At 70.5% G+C, this 18607-nt stretch carries 19 protein-coding genes and 1 pseudogene; 8 read left to right on the top strand and 12 right to left on the bottom strand.

The annotated features are described in order from the left end of the window. Nucleotides 1-61 precede the first annotated feature (61 nt). Nucleotides 62-976 carry a LysR family transcriptional regulator gene (locus ABD355_RS16070; protein WP_344400974.1) on the bottom strand — a complete coding sequence of 305 codons (915 nt, stop codon included), beginning with the start codon at nt 974-976 and terminating at the stop codon, nt 62-64. A gap of 155 nt (nt 977-1131) precedes the next feature. Between ABD355_RS16070 and ABD355_RS16065 the strand changes: the two genes are divergently transcribed. Continuing rightward, on the top strand, nt 1132-3438 hold the full coding sequence (locus ABD355_RS16065) for an FdhF/YdeP family oxidoreductase (protein ID WP_344400973.1): 2307 nt from the start codon (nt 1132-1134) through the stop codon (nt 3436-3438). Nucleotides 3439-3629: 191 nt separating this feature from the next. On the opposite strand, the gene ABD355_RS16060 is transcribed toward ABD355_RS16065, so the two are convergent. Together ABD355_RS16060 and ABD355_RS16055 are read right to left on the bottom strand one after the other, a co-directional pair. After that, nucleotides 3630-4445: a hypothetical protein gene (locus ABD355_RS16060; protein ID WP_344400971.1), complete on the bottom strand. Its 816-nt coding sequence runs from the start codon at nt 4443-4445 to the stop codon at nt 3630-3632. Between the two features lie 133 nt (nt 4446-4578). Then, nucleotides 4579-4929: an ArsR/SmtB family transcription factor gene (locus ABD355_RS16055; protein WP_344400970.1), complete on the bottom strand. Its 351-nt coding sequence runs from the start codon at nt 4927-4929 to the stop codon at nt 4579-4581. Between the two features lie 18 nt (nt 4930-4947). Here ABD355_RS16055 and ABD355_RS16050 point away from each other — a divergent pair, with 18 nt between their 5' ends. Further along, a complete protein-coding gene (locus tag ABD355_RS16050; protein ID WP_344400968.1) occupies nt 4948-5097 on the top strand; it encodes a hypothetical protein in 150 nt (49 codons plus the stop codon). Between the two features lie 61 nt (nt 5098-5158). Further along, nucleotides 5159-5953 (top strand): 2-phosphosulfolactate phosphatase, encoded by a 795-nt coding sequence (locus ABD355_RS16045; protein WP_344400967.1) that lies wholly within the window; start codon nt 5159-5161, stop codon nt 5951-5953. A gap of 238 nt (nt 5954-6191) precedes the next feature. Here ABD355_RS16045 and ABD355_RS16040 read toward each other — a convergent pair whose 3' ends face one another. The 6 genes and pseudogenes from ABD355_RS16040 to ABD355_RS16015 all read right to left on the bottom strand — a co-directional run bounded on the left by ABD355_RS16040 (nt 6192) and on the right by ABD355_RS16015 (nt 11709). Beyond that, entirely contained in the window at nt 6192-6620 is a 429-nt protein-coding gene (locus ABD355_RS16040) for an ATP-binding protein (protein ID WP_344400966.1), read from the bottom strand. Then, a complete protein-coding gene (locus ABD355_RS16035) occupies nt 6621-6746 on the bottom strand; it encodes a hypothetical protein (RefSeq protein ID WP_344400965.1) in 126 nt (41 codons plus the stop codon). It abuts the gene before it with no gap. After that, complete coding sequence (locus tag ABD355_RS16030; RefSeq protein WP_344401230.1) at nt 6743-8467, bottom strand: SulP family inorganic anion transporter; 1725 nt, start codon at nt 8465-8467, stop codon at nt 6743-6745. Before ABD355_RS16030 ends, ABD355_RS16035 begins: the two co-directional genes overlap by 4 nt. Nucleotides 8468-9006: 539 nt before the next feature. Beyond that, nucleotides 9007-9663, bottom strand: a complete 657-nt coding sequence (locus tag ABD355_RS16025) for a DUF1326 domain-containing protein (protein ID WP_344400964.1) — start codon at nt 9661-9663, stop codon at nt 9007-9009. Between the two features lie 144 nt (nt 9664-9807). Further along, the gene (locus ABD355_RS16020; protein WP_344400963.1) at nt 9808-10692 is read right to left on the bottom strand and encodes an LLM class flavin-dependent oxidoreductase; all 885 of its coding nucleotides are present in this window, start codon (nt 10690-10692) and stop codon (nt 9808-9810) included. Nucleotides 10693-10717: 25 nt separating this feature from the next. Further along, nucleotides 10718-11709: pseudogene (locus ABD355_RS16015) on the bottom strand (aldo/keto reductase). Nucleotides 11710-11884: 175 nt separating this feature from the next. Between ABD355_RS16015 and ABD355_RS16010 the strand changes: the two are divergent. Then, nucleotides 11885-12475 (top strand): TetR/AcrR family transcriptional regulator, encoded by a 591-nt coding sequence (locus ABD355_RS16010; protein WP_344400962.1) that lies wholly within the window; start codon nt 11885-11887, stop codon nt 12473-12475. Between the two features lie 5 nt (nt 12476-12480). Next, nucleotides 12481-13086 carry a cadmium resistance transporter gene (locus tag ABD355_RS16005; protein WP_344400961.1) on the top strand — a complete coding sequence of 202 codons (606 nt, stop codon included), beginning with the start codon at nt 12481-12483 and terminating at the stop codon, nt 13084-13086. Nucleotides 13087-13333: 247 nt separating this feature from the next. Here ABD355_RS16005 and ABD355_RS16000 read toward each other — a convergent pair whose 3' ends face one another. Together ABD355_RS16000 and ABD355_RS15995 are read right to left on the bottom strand one after the other, a co-directional pair. Next, nucleotides 13334-14434 (bottom strand): hypothetical protein, encoded by a 1101-nt coding sequence (locus tag ABD355_RS16000; RefSeq protein ID WP_344400959.1) that lies wholly within the window; start codon nt 14432-14434, stop codon nt 13334-13336. Nucleotides 14435-14845: 411 nt separating this feature from the next. Continuing rightward, nucleotides 14846-15073, bottom strand: coding sequence for a hypothetical protein (locus ABD355_RS15995; RefSeq protein ID WP_344400958.1), 228 nt, complete (start codon nt 15071-15073; stop codon nt 14846-14848). On the opposite strand from ABD355_RS15995, the gene pstS reads away from it, so the two are divergent. Further along, the gene (pstS, locus tag ABD355_RS15990) at nt 15057-15983 is read left to right on the top strand and encodes a phosphate ABC transporter substrate-binding protein PstS (protein WP_344400957.1); all 927 of its coding nucleotides are present in this window, start codon (nt 15057-15059) and stop codon (nt 15981-15983) included. The two genes, ABD355_RS15995 and pstS, sit on opposite strands and share 17 nt — an antisense overlap. Before the next feature lie 20 nt (nt 15984-16003). Here pstS and ABD355_RS15985 read toward each other — a convergent pair whose 3' ends face one another. Beyond that, nucleotides 16004-16570, bottom strand: a complete 567-nt coding sequence (locus tag ABD355_RS15985) for a TetR/AcrR family transcriptional regulator (protein ID WP_344400956.1) — start codon at nt 16568-16570, stop codon at nt 16004-16006. An 85-nt stretch (nt 16571-16655) separates the two neighbouring features. Here ABD355_RS15985 and ABD355_RS15980 point away from each other — a divergent pair, with 85 nt between their 5' ends. Both ABD355_RS15980 and ABD355_RS15975 read left to right on the top strand, forming a co-directional pair. Beyond that, complete coding sequence (locus ABD355_RS15980) at nt 16656-17579, top strand: SDR family oxidoreductase (RefSeq protein WP_344400955.1); 924 nt, start codon at nt 16656-16658, stop codon at nt 17577-17579. 102 nt (nt 17580-17681) lie between these two features. Then, nucleotides 17682-18440, top strand: a complete 759-nt coding sequence (locus ABD355_RS15975) for an alpha/beta fold hydrolase (RefSeq protein WP_344400953.1) — start codon at nt 17682-17684, stop codon at nt 18438-18440. The last annotated feature ends 167 nt before the right edge of the window (nt 18441-18607 follow it).

Here is an 18607-nt window from a genome sequence, read left to right as displayed (position 1 = left end):
GTACAGCCCGCTTGCAGTGAGTGTGGAGACCCTCGGTGACCGGGAAACTCATCGGTCCTGGCTAGTCGGGCAGCCGCTCCAGCGCGACCGCCACGCCCGCCTGACCGACGGCGTCGATCAGCGCCTGCCCGATCACCGAGACCGGCTCCCGCGCCGGAAGGACCAGCCCGATGCGCTCCGTACGGACCGGGCGGACCAGGGGAACGGCCTGCATCCCCGCGGGCACACCGAAGACATGCAGCCAGGCGTGCGGTACGACGCTCGCCCAGTGCCCGGCTCTGACCTGCGCGAACAGCGAGGCGATGGAGTCCGTCTCCACGCGCGGCGTCACGGACACGCCCGCCGCCTCGAAGGCCGCCTCCAGGACCTGGCGCCCCTGCATCCCGGGGTGCAGCAGGCACAGCGGGTACCGGGATGCCTCCTCCCAGGAGATCTCGGCCGGGCCGGAGTCGTCGGCGGAACGCCGGATCAGGAGGACGTAGCGCTCCTGGTACAGCGGGACGAACTTGAAGCCGTGTTCGACGACGGTGCTGTGGTAGGTCACGGCGGCATCGAGTTCGTACGTCTGGAGTCGGCTGACGATGTCCACGGACTGCAGGTCCGCGAAGACCTGCACGGTGGCCAGCGGATTGGCGGCACAGAACGGCTGGGTCAGGAGCGCGACCGCCGTGGCGGCGGTGGGGACGGTGCCGATGCGCAGCCGGCCGGTCAGCCCGGCCCGTAGTGCCTGGATCTCCCCCTGCATCGCGTCCCGGTCGGCGAGGATGCGCTGCGCCCACAGCACGACACGCTCGCCCTCCGGTGTCAGGCCGTCGAACCTGCGGCCCCGCTGGACCAGGGGGATGCCGAGCTCGTCCTCCAGTTTCCGGATGCCCTCGGACAGGGTCGGCTGGGAGACGTAGCAGGCCTGCGCCGCCTTCGCGAAGTGGCGGGCGCGCGAGAGGGCGACGAGGTATTCGAGTTGACGCAGGAGCACCGTCCCATGATCCCTCGCCCACGGCCGTCCCGCGCCGGTGGTTCCGAACACGCTGCACTGATCGGTGCGGCCTGTCACGCGATAGGAACTTCCGCTTTGACCTGGTCCGAGGCGCTGACCAAGAGTGTCGTGCGGACGAGAGGGCGTGGTGTGCGATGCGGGACTTCGAAGAAGACGGAGCGGACGAGGGCGAGCTGTCGGTCTCGGCTCCCAAGACCTGGGCCACCGGCGCTCCCGCCGTCGTGCACGCGCTCAAGTACGCCCTGGGCCAGACCTCACCCAGGCGCACCGCGCTGACGCTGCTCAGCATCAACCAGGCGAAAGGCTTCGACTGCCCCGGCTGCGCCTGGCCGGAGCCCGCACCCGGCGAACGGCACCGCAACGAGTACTGCGAGAACGGTGCCAAGCACATCAGTGACGAGGCCACCTCCCGTCGGGTGACCGCGGAGTTCTTCCGGCAGTACTCGGTGGCCGAGCTGAGCCGGAAGACGGACCACTGGCTCAACCAGCAGGGCCGGCTGACCGAGCCGATGGTGCTGCGCGAGGGCGCGACCCACTACGAGCCGGTCGGCTGGGACGAGGCGCTGGACCTGCTGGCCCGGGAACTGCGCGCGCTGGACCACCCTGACGAGGCGCTGTTCTACACCTCGGGGCGGCTGGCCAACGAGCCGGCCTTCCTGCTGCAGCTGTTCGCGCGGGCCTTCGGCACCAACAACCTGCCCGACTGCTCCAACATGTGCCACGAGTCCAGCGGTTCGGCCCTGAACGAGACCCTGGGCATCGGCAAGGGCAGCGTCAGCCTCGACGACCTCCACAACGCCGACCTGGTCTTCGTCGTGGGGCAGAACCCCGGCACCAACCACCCGCGGATGCTGTCCGCGCTGGAGGAGACCAAGCGGCGCGGCGGCAGCGTCGTCGCGGTCAATCCGCTGCCCGAGGCGGGACTGCTGCGCTTCAAGCATCCGCAGAAGGCGCGCGGTGTCATCGGCCGCGGCACGGACATCGCCGACCAGTTCCTGCAGATCCGTCCCGGCGGTGACCTGGCCCTGTTCCAGGCGCTGAACCTGCTGCTGCTTGAGGCGGAGGACAAGGAGCCGGGCACCGTCCTGGACCGCGCGTTCATCGACGAGCACACCACCGGCTACGACGCCTTCGCCGAGCGGATCCGTGCCACGTCCTGGGATGCCGTCCTGGACGCCACGGGTCTGACCCGTGACGAGATCGAGCAGGTCCACGCGCGCGTGCTGAACAGCCGCAGTGTCATCGTCTGCTGGGCCATGGGCCTGACCCAGCACAAGCACGGTGTGCCCACCATCCGCGAGGTCGTCAACTTCCTTCTGCTGCGCGGCAACATCGGCCGTCCGGGCGCGGGGGTGTGCCCGGTGCGCGGGCACAGCAACGTACAGGGCGACCGCACGATGGGGATCTGGGAACGAATGCCGCAGGCGTTCCTGGACCGGCTGGGGCAGGAGTTCGGCTTCACCGCGCCGACCGCGCACGGCCTGGACTCCGTGGACTCCATCCGGGCCATGCGAGACGGCCGGGCCAAGCTCTTCCTCGGCGTCGCGGGCAACTTCGTGCGGGCCACGCCCGACAGCGAGGCCACCGAGCGCGCCATGCGCAACTGCCGTCTGACGGCGCACATTTCGACCAAGCTGAACCGTTCGCACGCGGTGTGCGGACGGACCGCGCTGATCCTGCCGACGCTCGGCCGCAGCGACCGGGACGTCCAGGCGGGCGGCGAGCAGTTCATGACGGTCGAGGACTCCATGAGCGAGGTACACGCCACCCGCGGCCGGCTCGACCCCGCGTCCCCGCACCTGCTGAGCGAGGTGTCCCTCATCAGCCGCCTCGCCCGCCGGGTGCTGGGCGGTGAACCGGACATCCCCTGGGAGGACTTCGAGGCCGACTACGACCTCGTCCGCGACCGTATCGCCCAAGTGGTCGACGGATTCCATGACTTCAACGAGCGGGTACGGCGCCCCGGCGGCTTCCGCCTGCCCAACCCGGTCAACTCCCGCGTCTTCCGGACCCCCAGCGGCAAGGCCGTCTTCACCGTCAACGACTTCACGATGCTCCAGGCGCCCAAGGGCCACCTGGTCCTGCAGACCCTGCGCTCGCACGACCAGTGGAACACCATCCCCTACGCGATGGACGACCGCTACCGGGGCATCAAGGGCGGCCGCCGTGTCGTCCTGGTCAACCCGTCCGACCTCGCCGACCTCGGCCTGGCCGAGGGCAGTCTCGTCGACCTGGTCAGCATCTGGACCGACGGCTCGGAGCGCCGCGCGGAGGGCTTCCGCGTCGTCGGCTACTCCACTCCCCCGGGTTCGGCCGCCGCGTACTACCCGGAGACCAACGTCCTGGTCCCCCTCGACAGCGTCGCGGACATCAGCAACACCCCGACGTCGAAGAGCGTGATCGTACGCCTGGAGCGAGCGCCCGAGCGGGCACCTGCATAAGCAGCGGTGGCGTCGCCCTGGTGAATCTCAACCTCTTCGACGATGTGCCCGACGGCGTGACTCGACGAGCCCGATCGTTCGTCGGCGTCCACGGCGTCAAGGTCGACGTCCCTGTACGAGCCGCGTTGATCTGCTCCGGGCTTGATGAGTGGGGGCTGCGAGGAGGTGTCGGCGCAGGGCACGGCTGAGACTCAGCTGCGATGCCGGTAGTAGGTGATGTCGTCCGTGGTCGCATAGTTGCCGTGGTCGACGTCGATGACGGTGAGCACCGCGATGTCGCCGCTCGTCGTGTCGCGCAGGCAGAAGGTGCGCCCGGGCGGGACCTGGCGGAAGTGGATCCAGCCCTTGGCGGGGTGACGGGTGGCCTTGGCGGCGCACTGCCCGGCACTCGGCGTGGTCTTGCCGGGGGCGACGTACGCGGCGGTCAGCGGCTGGACTTCGAAGGCGCCGTTGCCGTCGCCTCCGGCGTCCGTGCTGACACTCCAGGCGGTCTCCGAGCGGCCGACCCTCCCGGCACGCAGGTCGAAGAAGTAGTCGTAGTCCTTCAACGACAACGTCCGGTGTCCGTAGACCAGGGTGTAGCCGTCCGAGGCCGCCGCGGCCGACGCAGTGCCGCCGCCTCCTGCCTTCGGCGTCAGGGCCCCGTAGACGATGCCGCTCACCGCCGCCGTGATGGCCGCCGTCACCACAGCGGTCACCACCCGGTCCCGGGTTGGTGGCCGACGTCCGCCGGACGGCTCGGGCTCAGGGCCGGAGGGATCCGGCGGAGCGTCGGGCGGTTCTCCCTCCGAAGGCGTGGCTGCGGCCGGGACGTGTGCGGCCCACGGTGTCATCGCCTTGTCCACGGCCCCGGAGGCGGCGACGGCGAAGGCGATGGCGATGGCCCATCGGTCGGCCGCATCATGCGCCAGCCATAAGCCCGTCAGTGCGTACAGCCCGGCCAGCGCCGCGCCGAAAGTCCCCAGCGTCGCGAGGAGTACGACCGCTCTCCGGCGTCCAGCATCCACGTCCGCTCCCCTGCCACTCATGGCCCGCCCAGCTTGGCATGGAACGGTCATGCCGGGCAGAGGGCGGTGTACGCACCGGAAAGCCGACCGGCGGGGCACAGTTGAAGACGGATCGACCAGCGAGGAGCCGTCGCTAGGACGGCGGCCTGCCCTCCACCCGTGCGGCCTGCAGGTCGGCCAACAGCTCGGCCTGCCCTGCCAGGACGCCCGACAGGATCGTGCGGGCCACGCGGAGCAGCTCGGCGACGTGCGGGCTGGTCAGCGAGTAGTACACGGTCGAGCCCTCCTTGCGGGTCTTGACCAGATTCGCGCGCCGCAGCACGGCCAGCTGCTGCGAGAGGTGCGCAGGCTCGATGCCGACCTCGGGCAGCATCTCCGCGACTGCGTGCTCGCGCTCGCTCAGCAGCTCCAGAACCCGGATGCGGGCCGGGTGGCCGAGGGTTTTGAAGAACTCGGCCTTCAGCTGGTACAGCGGCGTACTCACCTGGCCGCCCCCTCCCCCATGCAGCAGCACGACCCCGCCGACCGGACCTCGGCGCATCGCATCCACCCACTCATCGACAACATGCGGTCCATCCTCGCGTGCGACACCGTCCAGACCGAATCCGCACCCGAGGAAGGCAACCGCCCGAATCCAGCGGTGGTGACCTGAGTAATTGCTAATCTTAGCAATTACTCAGGTCCCGTCACGGCAGACCGACCGGGAGGGTGCGATGGGTGACTGGGACATGCAGACCGGGACCGGGATCCGCTTCGAGTGGGGATCCGCGGGAGCCGGTCGTCTCGTCGGCGAGGCCGCCTGTCTGGTCACCGTCGACGTACTGTCCTTCTCCACCACGGTGAGCGTCGCCGTCGAGAAGGGGATCCGCGTTCTGCCCTTCGGGTGGCCCGGCGGGCCCGCGACCGAGGCGGAACAGGTCAGCGCCACCGAGGCCGCGGAGGCGTACGCCCGCCGGTGGGACGCCCGGCTCGCCGCGCACCGCACCACCGTCACTCCCTCAACCCCGTGGTCGCTCTCCCCCGCCCACCTGCGGGCAGCCCCCTTCGTGGCCCGCCTGGTACTGCCGTCGCCCAACGGCGCCGCCATCGCCGCCGCTGCGCCGTCCGGCGTGCAGGTGGTCGCCGCCTGTCTGCGCAACATCACCGCGGTCAGCAGATGGCTCATCTCCCATGGCTACGGCACTCCCGAGCATCCCGTCGCAGTGATCGCCGCGGGTGAGCGGTGGCCGGACGGGAGCCTGCGCCCGGCCCTGGAGGACCTGCTGGGCGCCGGATCCCTCATCTGCGAACTGCGCTCCCAGGGCGCGGGCCCGCTCTCCACAGAAGCCGCCGCCGCGACGGCGAGCTACGAAAACACCACCGACCTCGTACACGCCGTCGCCACCAGCGCCTCCGGCCGCCGGCTGGCCGCCATGGGATTCGTCGCCGATGTGGCCATCGCCACGGAGGACGACGTCTGCGCACTCGTGCCCGTCCGGGACGCAGACGGGGCCTTCACGCCGGGATGAGCCGGGGCGGCCACACGCCTGCGTGGTCTCCGGTCGGCCATCCGGTGGTGCCCGATGGTGGCGCTCCTGCACCGCTGCCGTGAACGGCGAGCGCGGCGGCCAGGTCGGTATCGACCGCGATCGGCGGGCAGTTTCCGGTGGGGACGGCGACCCGTCGGCGCAATGCCGGCCGGTTCCAGGCTGCGGCCCGCCTCGGCGAGGCGGCGGGCGGGCTCGGTGATCGCCCAGGCCGTTGCGTTCAGAGGGGAAGAGTGATCCAGATGCTCTTGCCACCGCCGTCGGCATCCGCCCGGACCACCGCGGTGCCGCCCAGGGCCAGGACGAGTTCCCTGACGGTGGCCAGGCCGCCGGCTCCGGTGCCGAGGTCCGTGCCGTACAGCGCCGGCTGGTACGGATGCCGGTCGTGGACGGCGAAGGCCAGACAGTCCGGGCCTGCCGCATAGATCACGGTCATCGTGGGGGAGAGTACGGCGGCGTGCCGGACGCTGTTGGTGACCAGTTCGGCAAGGATCAGCAGGGCCGGGCCCACTGCCGGGTGGCGCACGCCGATGCCCCACTCGACCAGCGCGTGTTCGGCCGTCTGACGGGCCAACCGTACGGCCGATGGTTCGGTCGGCAAGGTGAGCACGTGCCGGTAGGGCAAGGTCTCGAGCTGTGTGGACGCCACTCACGCCTCCGCGCAGGCAAGGCAGAAGCCGGCGACCGCCTCGACGGGGCCGGCGTACGGACGGCCCGGCGGCCGTACTCCCCCAGCAGCCGCACGGCCACGAAGAGGGGCGGAGGCAGTGCTCATGGCAGGGCTTCCTCGCTGGAGGTTGTGGACAGGCGGGTGGGGAGGACGGGCAGGACTCCGGCCGTCTCCAGATGCTCGCGGGCGGCGCGGATCGCCTCGGGGGTGGTGACGTACTCCCGCCCCTCCTGCCGCAACTGCTCCAGCGCGCCGACCGAGTCGAGGACCTGGCGCTGCCCGGTGCGGATCCCGGAGGCGAGGACGACGATGCCACGGCGGCGCAGCTTCTCCACGGCATCCTTGAGCACCAGGGCGCCGGTGGCGTCCATCGTCGACACCCGCGACATCCGCAGGATCACCACCCGCACGTCGGCGACGTCGGTCAGCTCCAGCAGGAAGCGGTGGGCGGCGGCGAAGAAGAGCGGTCCGTCGATGCGGTAGGCGACGATGTGCTCGGCCAGCAGCGTGTGCTCCTCGGCGCTGTGGTCGCCCCGGTCGAGCGGCACCTGGTCGAAGCGGGCCTGCTTGGCGACGGCGCGCAGGGCGAGGGCACCGGCGACGACGAGGCCGATGATCACGGCGTACACGAGATCCAGGGCCAGCGTCGCCACGGCGGTGAGGACGAGTATCAGCGCATCGGACCGGGTCGCCTTCACCATGGCCTTCAGGGAGCCGACCTCGACCATGCGGATCGCGGTGGCCAGCAGGACACCGGCGAGGGCGGCCAGCGGGATCTTCGAGACGAGCGGCGCCGCCACGAAGACGATCACGGCGAGAACGGCGGCATGCATGAGGGCGGCGAGCCGGGAGCCCGCGCCGGTGCGGACGTTGACCGCGGTACGGGCGATCGCACCGGTGGCCGGGACACCCCCGAAGAGCGGGGCGGCGATGTTCGCGAGGCCCTGACCGAACAACTCCCGGTCCGGGTCGTGTTTCCGACCGACCGTCATGCCGTCGGCGACCGAGGCGGACAGCAGGGACTCCAGCGCGGCGAGCGCCGCGACCGCCACGGCGGGCGCGAGCAGGGTGCCGAGCGAGCCGAGGTCGAGGAAGGACAGCGAGGGTACGGGCAGCCCCGACGGCAGGTCGCCGATCGGCTTCGCCGCGTCCAGGCCGGCCAGCTGTGCGACGATCGTCGCCGCGATCACGGCGACGATCGAGAACGGCACGGTGGGCCGCCAGCGGGCCCCGACCAGCATGACCGCGGCCACCGCGGCCGCGAAACCGGCGGCTGTCCAGTTCGGGGACTTCGCGAAGTCCTCGACGGCACGCCAGGTCACCACCAGCACGCGCTCGCCCTCCGGCTTGGGCACGCCGAGCGCGTTCGGGATCTGCTGCAGGCCGATCACGCAGGCGATGCCGAGCGTGAAGCCCTCGACGACCGGGGCGGGCACGTACTGCATGTACTTACCGGCCCGCAGCACCGCCAGGCCGACGAGCATGACGCCCGCCATCAGTCCCACGGTGAGCACCCCCGTGGGCCCGTACCGACCGACGATCGGCACCAGGACCACCGTCATGGCGCCGGTCGGCCCGGACACCTGCAGGTTGGACCCGCCGAACACCGCCGCGAGCGCACCCGCGACCACCGCGGTCGCCAGGCCCGCCTCCGCTCCCAGCCCGGAGGAGACCCCGAAGCCGAGGGCCAGCGGCAGCGCGACGATCGCCACGGTCAGGCCTGCCACCAGGTCTCGTCGCGGGTCGCGCCGCAGCTCCGCGAGGTCGGCGCGTCCCGGCAGCAACACCGCGATCCGGGCCCACACCCGGCCGATTCCCCCGGCGATCACGCGACGGCCTCGGCTTCCCTCAGCTCGGCCGGCAGCCCGTTGCGCCCGGCGAACATCATCGGCCCGTCCTGCAGCGGTTTCAGCACGCGGACACGACCCCTCGAATTCCAGTACAGGTCCCCGCGCCCGCGGGCAGACGCGAAGGCTGCGCCGGCACCATCTGCAAGCACAACCAAGCCAGCATCTAACCAATTGCGAAATTATGCAATTCTGCATCCGGCCCCAACCTGGGGCGACCCCTCGATGGGGCCCCTGCCACGCTCAGGCTCTCCTGATGACGCGCGCCGAGGCGGCCCTCGGCACGCGTTGCTGCACCTGCGCCCGGAAGGAGTCCGGCTCGAACGAGCTGAGGCCGGCAATCCTGAGGTCGACCTACTCGGGGATCTCCGGGCTGCCCCAGTCGCGCCCCACGGAGAACGACCAGTGGCGTCGGCGCGGTGTCGGCAAACGGGGTCCTCGGTGACCCTTCGGGCACCTCCGCCGGCGACCCGCGTTCCGAGCCCGCGACCAGGGCGCCGTACACCGGCGTCTTCCGCTCAGTCAGGCCCGCTCCAGTCGAACGGGAAGTGCTTGCTCGACTTCCCCGAGCGGTCCCAGGAGAAGCCGAATGCGTTGGCGCGGTCGGTCGTGGCCCGCCCCCAGGTGGCGACCTGGCCCGGGCCGACCTCGGCGCCCGGCGCGTTGTGGAGCTGGACGCGTGCGCCGTCCGACGTCGTCGGACCGGTGAGTGCTTCGGCGGTGGCCGTGACGCGGTCGGGAATCTCGGCCCGCCAGCCGGCGAGGTCCTCGTCGATCTCCACATGGATGGGGGCGACGTCCATACCGCGCATCTCGGGGTGGAACATCCCCACGAACTGCGCCGGCCATCCGCCCGCCTCACCTCCGAAAACTGCCTGGAGTGCCCCGCGTTGCCTTTCATCGGCGCGTTCGTCGAGGAAGACCGCGGCGTACGGGTCGGAGTGCGTGCCGGACCAGACGTCGCCGTTGAAGGAGGCGACTATCACGACGTTGAGGTCGTCCAGCCGCACACCGCCGTAGTCGCCCTCCCGGATGTGCCAGGCCATGACGCCTTCGCAGTCGCCGTAGGTGGGGGGCTGTGCAAATGTGCAGGGGCACGGTATGGCGCACTTGCACACATCGAACCAGTCGCCGGCCAGGTGCCAGGCCGTACTGGTGGTGTCCTGCTCTGTCATCCCGCTTCCCTCCTGCCGAGCCCGAGGGGCTCACTCGGAGTGGCGAGACCGGGTTTCCCGAGCCCGCTCGCGGGATCGCGAAACGGCCTCCGTTCCAGCTTGCACCTGATCAGCCGGGAGGGAAACCCGGCCCTGCCCAGCGGTTCATACGAGGGCCGAAGCGCCGATGATCTCGTCGGTCAGCCACCGTACGACACCGTCCGGATAGGGCGACGGCAGCCCCAGGACGATGTGCCGGAAGCCGGCGTCGACCGCCTCGGCCACGGCCTCCCTCGTGGCGCCCGGACGGTCGTGGGAGACGGGCAGGACGATCGAGCGCGTGATCGAGGCGGGATCGCGGCCGATCTCGGCGCAGTGGCGGTCCAGCAGGGCGCTGCGGCGGACGGCGTCGTCGATGTCGCCGCCCGGCATGTTCCACAGGTCGGCATGCTCGGCGGCCACGCGCAGGGTCGCCGATGAGCGTCCGCCGATGAGGATCGGTGGATGGGGGCGCTGGACGGGTTTGGGGTTGCCGAAGGCTCCGGTGAGGCGGTGGTGGGTGCCGTGGAAGTCGAAGGGCTGCTCCTCGGTCCACAGCCGCCGGATCACCGTGCACGCCTCGGCCAGGCTTTCCACGGCTCTGGCGGTGTCCTGGAAGGGCAGTCCGTGCGCCGGGTACTCACGCCGGGCCTCGGGCGGGTGGGGCCGGGACCCGACGCCGAGGCCGAGGTCGAGCCGGCCGTCGGAGACGACGTCGACGGTCGTGGCGATCTTGGCCAGCAGGGCGGGCGGCCGGAACCGGTTGCTGGTGACCAGGAGGCCGAGGCGCAGGCGGCGGGTCTGTGCGGCCAGGGCCGCGAGGAGTGTCCAGCCCTCGTAGATGGGTCCGTCCGGGTCGCCTGCGATGGGCAGGAGGTGGTCGAACAGCCAGGCGTGCTCGATTGCCGGGATGGTGTCGGCCTCGCGCCAGACCCCAAGGAGGTCGCGATAGTCGACCTGCATGGGGGCGGTCATGATGCCGAAGCGGAGTGGCGGTGCGGTCGTCGTCATGGGGTTGCCGTTCCTCCTCGGACGGTCAGCGGCGGCGCAGTGACGGGTCGAGCAGGGCGGGTGGAGTGTCGTTTTTCTCGTGCGGGGCCAGGTCGGTGCCGGGGGAGACGATCGTGTCGATCGCGTCGAGTACGTCGGCCGGGACTGCAGGTGCTCCAGCGTGCGGGGGCCGATGAGTGCGCTGGTCACGGCCGGGTGGGCCGTCACGAATCCGAGCGCGAGCTGGATCATCGTCAGTCCGGCCTGGTCGGCGAGCTCGGCCAGCCGCTCCACGGCGTCGAGCCTGGCCCTGTTCTCGGGAAGGCCGGTGTCGAAGCGTTGCGGCATGAACGTCGAGCGGCTGGTGGTGATGGAGCGTCCGGCACGGACGGCCCCGGAAAGCCAGCCGGAGGCCAGCGGGCTCCACACCAGCACTCCGAGCCCGTACTCCTCGGTCACCGGTAGGACGTGCGTCTCGATCCCGCGCTGCAGGATCGAGTAGCTGGGCTGTTCGGTGACGTAACGGCCCAGGTGATGCTCACGCGCGGCCCACTGGGCCTGCACGATGCGGTGGGCGGGGAAGGTGGAGGACCCGAAGTAGCGTATTTTTCCCGCGCGTTGCAGGTCGGTGAGGGCCGACAGCGTCTCCTCGTCGCCGGCGCTCGGGTCCCACCGGTGGACCTGGTAGAGATCGACGTGGTCGACGCCGAGCCGGCGCAGACTGTCGTCCAGCGCGGTGACCAGCCAACGCCGCGAACTGCCCCGGTGGTTGCGCTCGTCACCCATGGGCAGGCCCGCCTTCGTGGCCAGCACGATGTCGTCGCGGCGGCCCGCGATGGCTTTGCCGACCATCTCCTCCGATTCGCCGTCGCCGTACACGTCGGCGGTGTCGATGAGGTTGATCCCGCTTTCGAGCGCGGCGTCGACGATGGCGGTGGCCTCGTCCTGGGTGGTGCGCCCGATGCTGCCGAAGTTCATCGCGCCGAGCGCGAGCGAGCTGACCTGCACACCGGTGCGGCCCAAGGTGCGGTACTGCATGACCGTGCTCCTCCATTACGGGGTGGGTGGGGGTTCGTTGCGACCAGGCCGGGCAGGGCATGGCTTGGTCGCGGGGCTCCGGCTCTGGCATCATGAGCAAAGCGGAACGTCGCTCCGATTACGATACGGAACACTGCTCCGCTTCAGCAAGCCCGATGGCGGAGGGAACGGAACGGTGAACGACGGCGACAAGGGCGCGGGACGCGCGGCCCGACCCAAGCGGACGGACGCCCGGCGCAACGAGCAGACCCTGCTCGACGCGGCCGCCGCGGTCTTCGTCACCTCGGGCGTGGAAGCGCCGGTGCGCGACATCGCGGCGAGGGCCGGTGTCGGGATGGGCACGATCTACCGCCACTTCCCGACCCGGGCGGACCTCATCGTCGCCGTCTACCGGCACCAGGTCGAGGCCTGCGCCGAGGCCGGCCCGGCCCTGCTGGCGAGCAGCCCGACCCCATACGCCGCACTGGGACAGTGGATCGACCTCTTCGTCGACTTCCTGGTCACCAAGCACGGACTCGCCGGCGTACTGCAGTCGGACAACGCCGGCTTCGAGACCCTGCACGCCTATTTCCTCGACCGCCTCGTGCCCGTGTGCACCCAACTGCTCGACGCGGCAGCCGCCTCCGGCGAAATCCGGTCCGACCTCGAGGCCTACGAACTCATGCGCGGCGTCGGCAACCTCTGCATCGGCGCGGAAAGCGACCCCCGCTACGACGCACGCCGACTGGTCGAACTCCTCATCGCAGGCCTACGCCGACCGAACTGACGTCCATGAGCCTGGGCATGGTCGCGCAGGCGGCCGGGCTGTTCGCCGTCACCAACATCGACGACATCGTGCTGCTGTCGCTGTTCTTCGCGCAGGGCGCGGGCCACCGCGGCTCCGCCCGCCGCATCGCGCTCGGCCAGTACACCGGTTTCGCCGCCATCCTCGCCGTCGCCGTCGCCGCGGCGTTCGGCGCCGACTTCCTGCCCGAGTCGGCCATCCCGTATCTCGGACTGCTCCCCCTCGCACTCGGCCTGAAGTCGGCCCGGCAGGCATGGAGGCACCGCGACGACCAGGACGAGAACGGCGCACAGAAGACGAGCGAGGGCGGCGGCCCGAGAACGCTGGAGGTCGCCGCGGTCACCTTCGCCAACGGCGGCGACAACATCGGCGTGTACGTCCCTGTGTTCGCCACCACCGGCCTGGGCGGGACGAGCGTGTATGCCGTGGTCTTCCTCGCCCTGGTGGCCGTGTGGTGCCTCGCCGGCCGCTTCTTCGCCACCCGGCCGGTCATCGCCAAGGCACTCAGCCGGTGGGGGCGCGTCCTGCTCCCCTTGGTCCTGATCACCCTCGGGCTGCTGATCCTCACCGAAGGCGGCGCATTCTGCTGGTAGCCCCGCCGACCGATGGTCCGGGCCCGGCACGGCAGCCCTGAAGGGCGGCCAATGTCCGCCCGACGCCCCTACGTTCCTTCCCGGGCCGCCGGACCGAAGGCGAGGACTCCCATCGCCGTCACGCCGACGACCGTGCCGCGCAGCCCCCAGGGATCAGCTTCTCCCCGTCGTGTGGAAAGCGGTTCGCGAGCGGGGCGAGCCGCTCGCGCTCCGCGTCCAATGGGGTCGAACGGTGCCGTTTCTCCGGCTACTCCGAGTGATCCGGCTTCGACGGGTGCTCCGGAGAGGCGGGCTTCGCCGGGTGCTCCGGATTCGAGGGCTTCGACGGCTGGTCCGGATACGAGGGCTTCACCGGGTGCTCCGGAAAGGCGGGCTTCTCCGGGAACGCGGGCTTCACCGGGTGCTCCGGATACGCAGGCTTCTCCGGGAAGGCGGGCTTCTCCGGGAACGCAGGCTTCACCGGATGCTCCGGAAAGGCGGGCTTGACCGGCTGCTGCGGATACGCAGGCTTCTCCGGGAAGGCGGGCTTCTCCGGGTGGGCCGGGAACGCGGGCTTCACCGGCTGCTGCGGATACGCAGGCTTCTCCGGGAAGGCGGGCTTCTCCGGGTGGGCCGGGAACGCGGGCTTCACCGGCTGCTGCGGATAAGCAGGCTTCTCCGGATGCTGAGGGTAAGCAGGCTTGACCGGCTGGGCCGGATACGCGGGCTTCTGCGGGTACGCAGGCTTGACCGGCTGCTGCGGATACGCGGGCTTCTCCGGGTGGGCCGGATACGCAGGCTTCTCTGGGAACGCGGGCTTGACCGGCTGCTGCGGATACGCCGGCTTCACAGGCAACTCCGGCTTCACCGGATGCTGAGGGTAAGCAGGCTTGACCGGCTGCTGCGGATACGCCGGCTTCACCGGATAGGCAGGCTTCACAGGCTGAGCCGGATACTCAGGTTTCGCGGGATGCTGCGGATAGGCAGGCTTGGCCGGCTGCTGAGGGTACGCCGGCTTCACCGGATGCTCCGGATACGCAGGCTTCACCGGATGCTCCGGATACGCAGGCTTCACCGGATGCTCCGGATACGCAGGCTTCACCGGATGCTCCGGATACGCGGCCTTCGCCGGTTGCTGCGGATAGTCAGGTTTCTCCGGATGCGCAGGCTTCACGGGCTGAGCCGGATACTCAGGCTTCCCCGCATGCGCCGGATAGGCCGGCGGTGCCGGGGACGGCGGGTGCGGGGTGGTGAGGTCCTGGGCGTAGGCGGTTCCCGCGTTCGACAGCGCGGCAGCGCCAAGGGCGGCAGCCATGACAGCTGGCGTCAGAACGGATCGCCATCGCGGCGATTTCGTCATCTTCTCCACTCTCCTCGACTCGGTTCGGGGCTTCATGACGGCCGGTCAGTACCAAGAGCCGGATAGTGGAATGATCAGAAAATCGGAGACATGAATAACGCTCTGACGGCCATAAGCCACCGGATGGTGTAGCGCGGGAGGCCAGTTGGCCCGGTCGGCAGCGAGGGTTCGACCCGGGACGGGTTCATGAGCCGGCCAGGTCCAGAAGCCGACGGCCGCCGCTCCACCGGGTTCGCGCCCTGGCGGCGTACATCGCCCCGCAAACGGCTCCAGCCCAAGAAGCCAATCACCGAAATTATCCGCTTTTATGCGTATAGTTCCTCGAAGGTGCGGGCCGTGACCGCTACCTGATCCACGGTCATCACCCCTCCGCCGCACCGCCCGGCCGCCCACGAGCAAGGAGCACCGAAGAGTGAAGCCTCAGCGGAAGAGCAGGCCGCGCACCCTGGCGGCAGGCTCAGCGGTTGTCTCCGGCGCCCTGCTCCTGGTGGCCTGCGGCTCGAGCGGCAGCTCCGGGTCGTCCAGCGGATCGTCGGCGGCCGCCGCACCGACCACAACGGCCGCCAGCGGCGTCAAGTGCGGCAAGGCGGCCCAGGTGACGGCCTCCGGCTCGACCGCGCAGGAGTTCGCCATGAAGTTCTGGATCAAGAACTACATGCGAGCCTGCCCCGGCACTCGGATCAGCTACGAGGGCAACGGCTCCGGTGCCGGTCAGACCGATTTCCTGCAGGGCAAGACCGCCTTCGCGGGTTCCGACTCCGCACTGAGCGCCGACCAGATCACCCAGTCAAAGAGCGTCTGCTCCAACGGCGGCCGGGCCGTCCACCTGCCGGCGGTCGGCGGACCGATCGCCCTCGCCTACAACCTGCCGGGCGTCAGGAAGTTGGTTCTGGACGCCTCCACGCTCGCCGAGGTCTTCGACTCCCGGATCACGAAGTGGAACGATCCGGCGATCGCGAAACTCAACCCCGACGCCAAGCTGCCGTCGACGGCGATCCGGGCGTCCCACCGTTCCGATTCCTCCGGCACGACGGACAACTTCACCTCCTATCTGAGCGCCGCCGCACCGAGCGCCTGGCCGCACGGACACAGCAAGGAGTGGAAGGCCAACGGCGGCGATTCGGCCAAGAAGTCCTCAGGCCTCGTCGACCATGTGAAGAAAACGGTGGGTGCGATCGGCTACGTCGAGCTGTCCTACGCGATCGCCCGAGGCATTCCCACGGTCTCCATCGACACCGGCGCGGGCACTCCCGTCGACGCCAGCGTCTTCACGGCCTCCAAGGCGATCTCCACTGCCAAAATCGCCGGCAGCGGAGACGACCTCGTGCTCAAGCTCGACTACACGACCAAGACCCCGGGCGCGTATCCGATCGACATGGTCACGTACGAGATCGCCTGCGACAAGGGCAACAAGCCGGCCACGTGGCCCGCCACCAAGGCGTTCCTGACGTACATCGCCGGCGTGCAGGGCCAGCAGGACCTGAGCTTCGAGGGCTATGCGACGCTCCCGGCCGCCATCGTGAACCAGGTCCGCAGCAAGATCACCAGCCTGTCCTGACCCGACCGGACCGCGAGGCCTCAGCCGCCCGCGGTCACGGCCTTGAGCTCGTCCAGTGACTCCCGCATGAACTGTGCCATGGTGCGTTCCTCGGCCGCCTCCACCCAGCGCTCGAAGCCGATCTTGAAGACGGCGACCCCCGCCTCGGCGGTCAGGCTTGCGGCCGGTTCCGGCACGCCGCGTCGGCGCAGGGCGTCGGCGAGCGCCGCCGACAGTGAGGCGAGCTTGATCAGCTCGCGCTCCTGGAGTACCGCGTTCGCCACGATGACGGCGTGCCGCCGCCGGGCGTGTCCGTGGCGGCCGACGAACACGGTGGAGACCGCCTCGAGGCCGGCCGCGACCGCGTCGATCGGGGCCGCGGACTGCGGGGCCTCGGCGACCGCGTTCACAAACAGCTCCTGCAACGCACTGGAACCGTCGAACAGCACCTCGCGCTTGTCGGCGTAGTGGCGGAAGAAGGTCCGCTCGGTGAGGCCGGCCCGTTTGGCGATCTCCGCCACCGTGGTCTGTTCGTAGCCGCGCTCGCCGTAGAGCTCCAACGCCGCTTTCGCCAGGCGTTCGCGTGCGTTCGGCTCCCATCTGCTCATGAGCAGATCCTACGTGATGACAGTCCCTGACATCACGTGCTAGCGTCGATGACAGTCACTGACATCGACAGTTTGGGGCTCTCCCATGCGCATCTTCGTGACCGGCGCGTCCGGCTGGATCGGCTCCGCCCTCGTTCCCGAACTCCTGGACGCCGGGCACCGGGTCGTCGGGCTCGCCCGCTCCGACGCCTCTGCCGCCGCCCTCACCACCGCCGGTGCGGACGTGGTCCGCGGCACCGTCGACGACCTCGACGTCCTGGCGGGCGCCGCTGCCGCCTCGGACGGGGTGGTCCACCTCGCCTTCAAGCACGACCTCGCCTTCACCGGCGATTTCCAGGGCGCCGCCGAGGCCGATCGGCGCGCCGTCGACACCCTCGGCGAGGCGCTGGCCGGCACCGGCCGCCCCTTTGTCCTCGCCTCCGGGCTGGTCGGCCTCAAGCCGGGCCGGCTGTCGAGCGAGCGGGACATGCCCGCGGTCGACGGCTCGCCGGTGTCCATACGCTCCGCCACCGCCACGGCGCTGCTCGCGCTCGCCTCGCGCGGGGTGCGCTCTTCCGCGGTGCGGCTGTCCCCGACCTGCCACGGTGAAGGAGACAAGGGGTTCATGGCCACCCTGGTCGCCATCGCCCGAGACAAGGGGGTCTCCGGCTACATCGGCGACGGCGCCAACCGCTGGCCGGCCGTCCACCGTCTCGATGCCGCACGGCTGTTCCGCCTGGCGGTGGAGAAGGCCCCGGCGGGCACGGCGCTGCACGGCGTCGCCGAGGAGGGCGTCCCGATCCGCGACATCGCCGAGGTGATCGGCCGTCACCTCGATGTGCCGGTGGTCTCGGTGGCCCCCGAGGCCGCGGTGGAACACTTCGCCTGGCTGGGCCGCTTCCTGGCACTCGACAGCCCGGCGTCCAGCACCCTGACCCGCGAACTCCTGGACTGGCAGCCCACCGGCCCCGGCCTCCTCGACGACCTCGACAAGGGCCACTATTTCCGCACCCCTGCCACCACCTCCTGACCAGGCGGCCGTGCCGGCGGCCGGCGGGGGACAGCCCTGCACGCGCGACGATCGGACCGACCGCCGCCTGCCGGTGGGCCGGCCGGGGATACGCTCCGATGTATGCCGGACCCTGATGTGTCGTACTTCTCGGCCCATGACGGTGTGCGCCTGGCCTACCGGGAAGTGGGCCGGGGCAGACCGCTGGTGCTGCTGCACGGCATCACCGGGGACTCGACGATGTGGCTGCGCCACGGCCATGCCGAGACGTTCGCGGCACGCGGACGCCGCGTGATCATGCCGGATCTCCGTGGGCACGGGCGGAGCGCCAAGCCTCATGACGCTGCCTGCTACCCGCCCGACGTACTGGCCGCGGACGGCCTCGCGCTCCTCGACCAGCTCGCACTGGACGACTACGACCTCGGGGGGTATTCGCTCGGGGCGCGCATGGTGGTGAGGATGCTGGTGCGCGGCGCGACACCGGGTCGGGCGGTGGTCGCCGGCCAGGGGCTGCGAGAGGTGCTCGGTCTAGGCGGTGGGGCGGGGTCATTTCTGCGGCGGGTCTTCGCCGGGCCGGGTTCGTTCGAGCCGGGCTCGCCGGAGGAGCAGGCCGACCAGTGGCTCCGGTCCAGTGGCGCGGATCCGGTGGCCCTGCTGCACGTGCTGGATTCGGTCGTCCCCACGCCGATGGGGCCCCTCGGCCGCATCCCGGTGCCGACGCTCGTGGTGATCGGTGCCGATGACGAACGGGCCGCCACGGCCGACCAGTTGGCCGCGGCGCTGCCGCGGGGCACCACCGCGGTGGTGCCCGGAGACCACGGGACGGCGGCCGGTACGCCGGAACTCGCCGCGGCGATCCTGGATTTCCTCGCTGATCATTGAACGACGGCCCGACCGGGACTCCGGGCAGAACGGGGCAGGAACCCAAGGGCGCTCAGGGCCTGTCGTTTGGATCAGCCCGGCCTCGCGGGCCCTGGCACGCACATCCAGACCCCGCCCAGGGCAGCCGGGAAACCCCGTTGGCCATGGCCGACCTGATCCAAACGACA

Source organism: Streptomyces longisporus, from assembly GCF_039532765.1.
GTDB lineage: Bacteria > Actinomycetota > Actinomycetes > Streptomycetales > Streptomycetaceae > Streptomyces > Streptomyces longisporus.
Note: the sequence above shows the minus strand (reverse complement) of the source record. Positions and strands in the feature narration are given on the sequence as shown.

Bases quoted from the DNA above. Each gene is read 5' to 3' on its own strand.
- ABD355_RS16065 (WP_344400973.1), top strand. From the start codon at position 1,132: ATGCGGGACTTCGAAGAAGACGGAGCGGACGAGGGCGAGCTGTCGGTC.
- ABD355_RS16050 (WP_344400968.1), top strand. From the start codon at position 4,948: ATGCAGCAGCACGACCCCGCCGACCGGACCTCGGCGCATCGCATCCAC.
- ABD355_RS16045 (WP_344400967.1), top strand. From the start codon at position 5,159: ATGGGTGACTGGGACATGCAGACCGGGACCGGGATCCGCTTCGAGTGG.
- ABD355_RS16035 (WP_344400965.1), bottom strand. From the start codon at position 6,746: ATGAGCACTGCCTCCGCCCCTCTTCGTGGCCGTGCGGCTGCTGGGGGA.
- ABD355_RS16025 (WP_344400964.1), bottom strand. From the start codon at position 9,663: ATGACAGAGCAGGACACCACCAGTACGGCCTGGCACCTGGCCGGCGAC.
- ABD355_RS16020 (WP_344400963.1), bottom strand. From the start codon at position 10,692: ATGACGACGACCGCACCGCCACTCCGCTTCGGCATCATGACCGCCCCC.
- ABD355_RS16005 (WP_344400961.1), top strand. From the start codon at position 12,481: ATGAGCCTGGGCATGGTCGCGCAGGCGGCCGGGCTGTTCGCCGTCACC.
- pstS (WP_344400957.1), top strand. From the start codon at position 15,057: ATGAAGTTCTGGATCAAGAACTACATGCGAGCCTGCCCCGGCACTCGG.
- ABD355_RS15985 (WP_344400956.1), bottom strand. From the start codon at position 16,570: ATGAGCAGATGGGAGCCGAACGCACGCGAACGCCTGGCGAAAGCGGCG.
- ABD355_RS15980 (WP_344400955.1), top strand. From the start codon at position 16,656: ATGCGCATCTTCGTGACCGGCGCGTCCGGCTGGATCGGCTCCGCCCTC.
- ABD355_RS15975 (WP_344400953.1), top strand. From the start codon at position 17,682: ATGCCGGACCCTGATGTGTCGTACTTCTCGGCCCATGACGGTGTGCGC.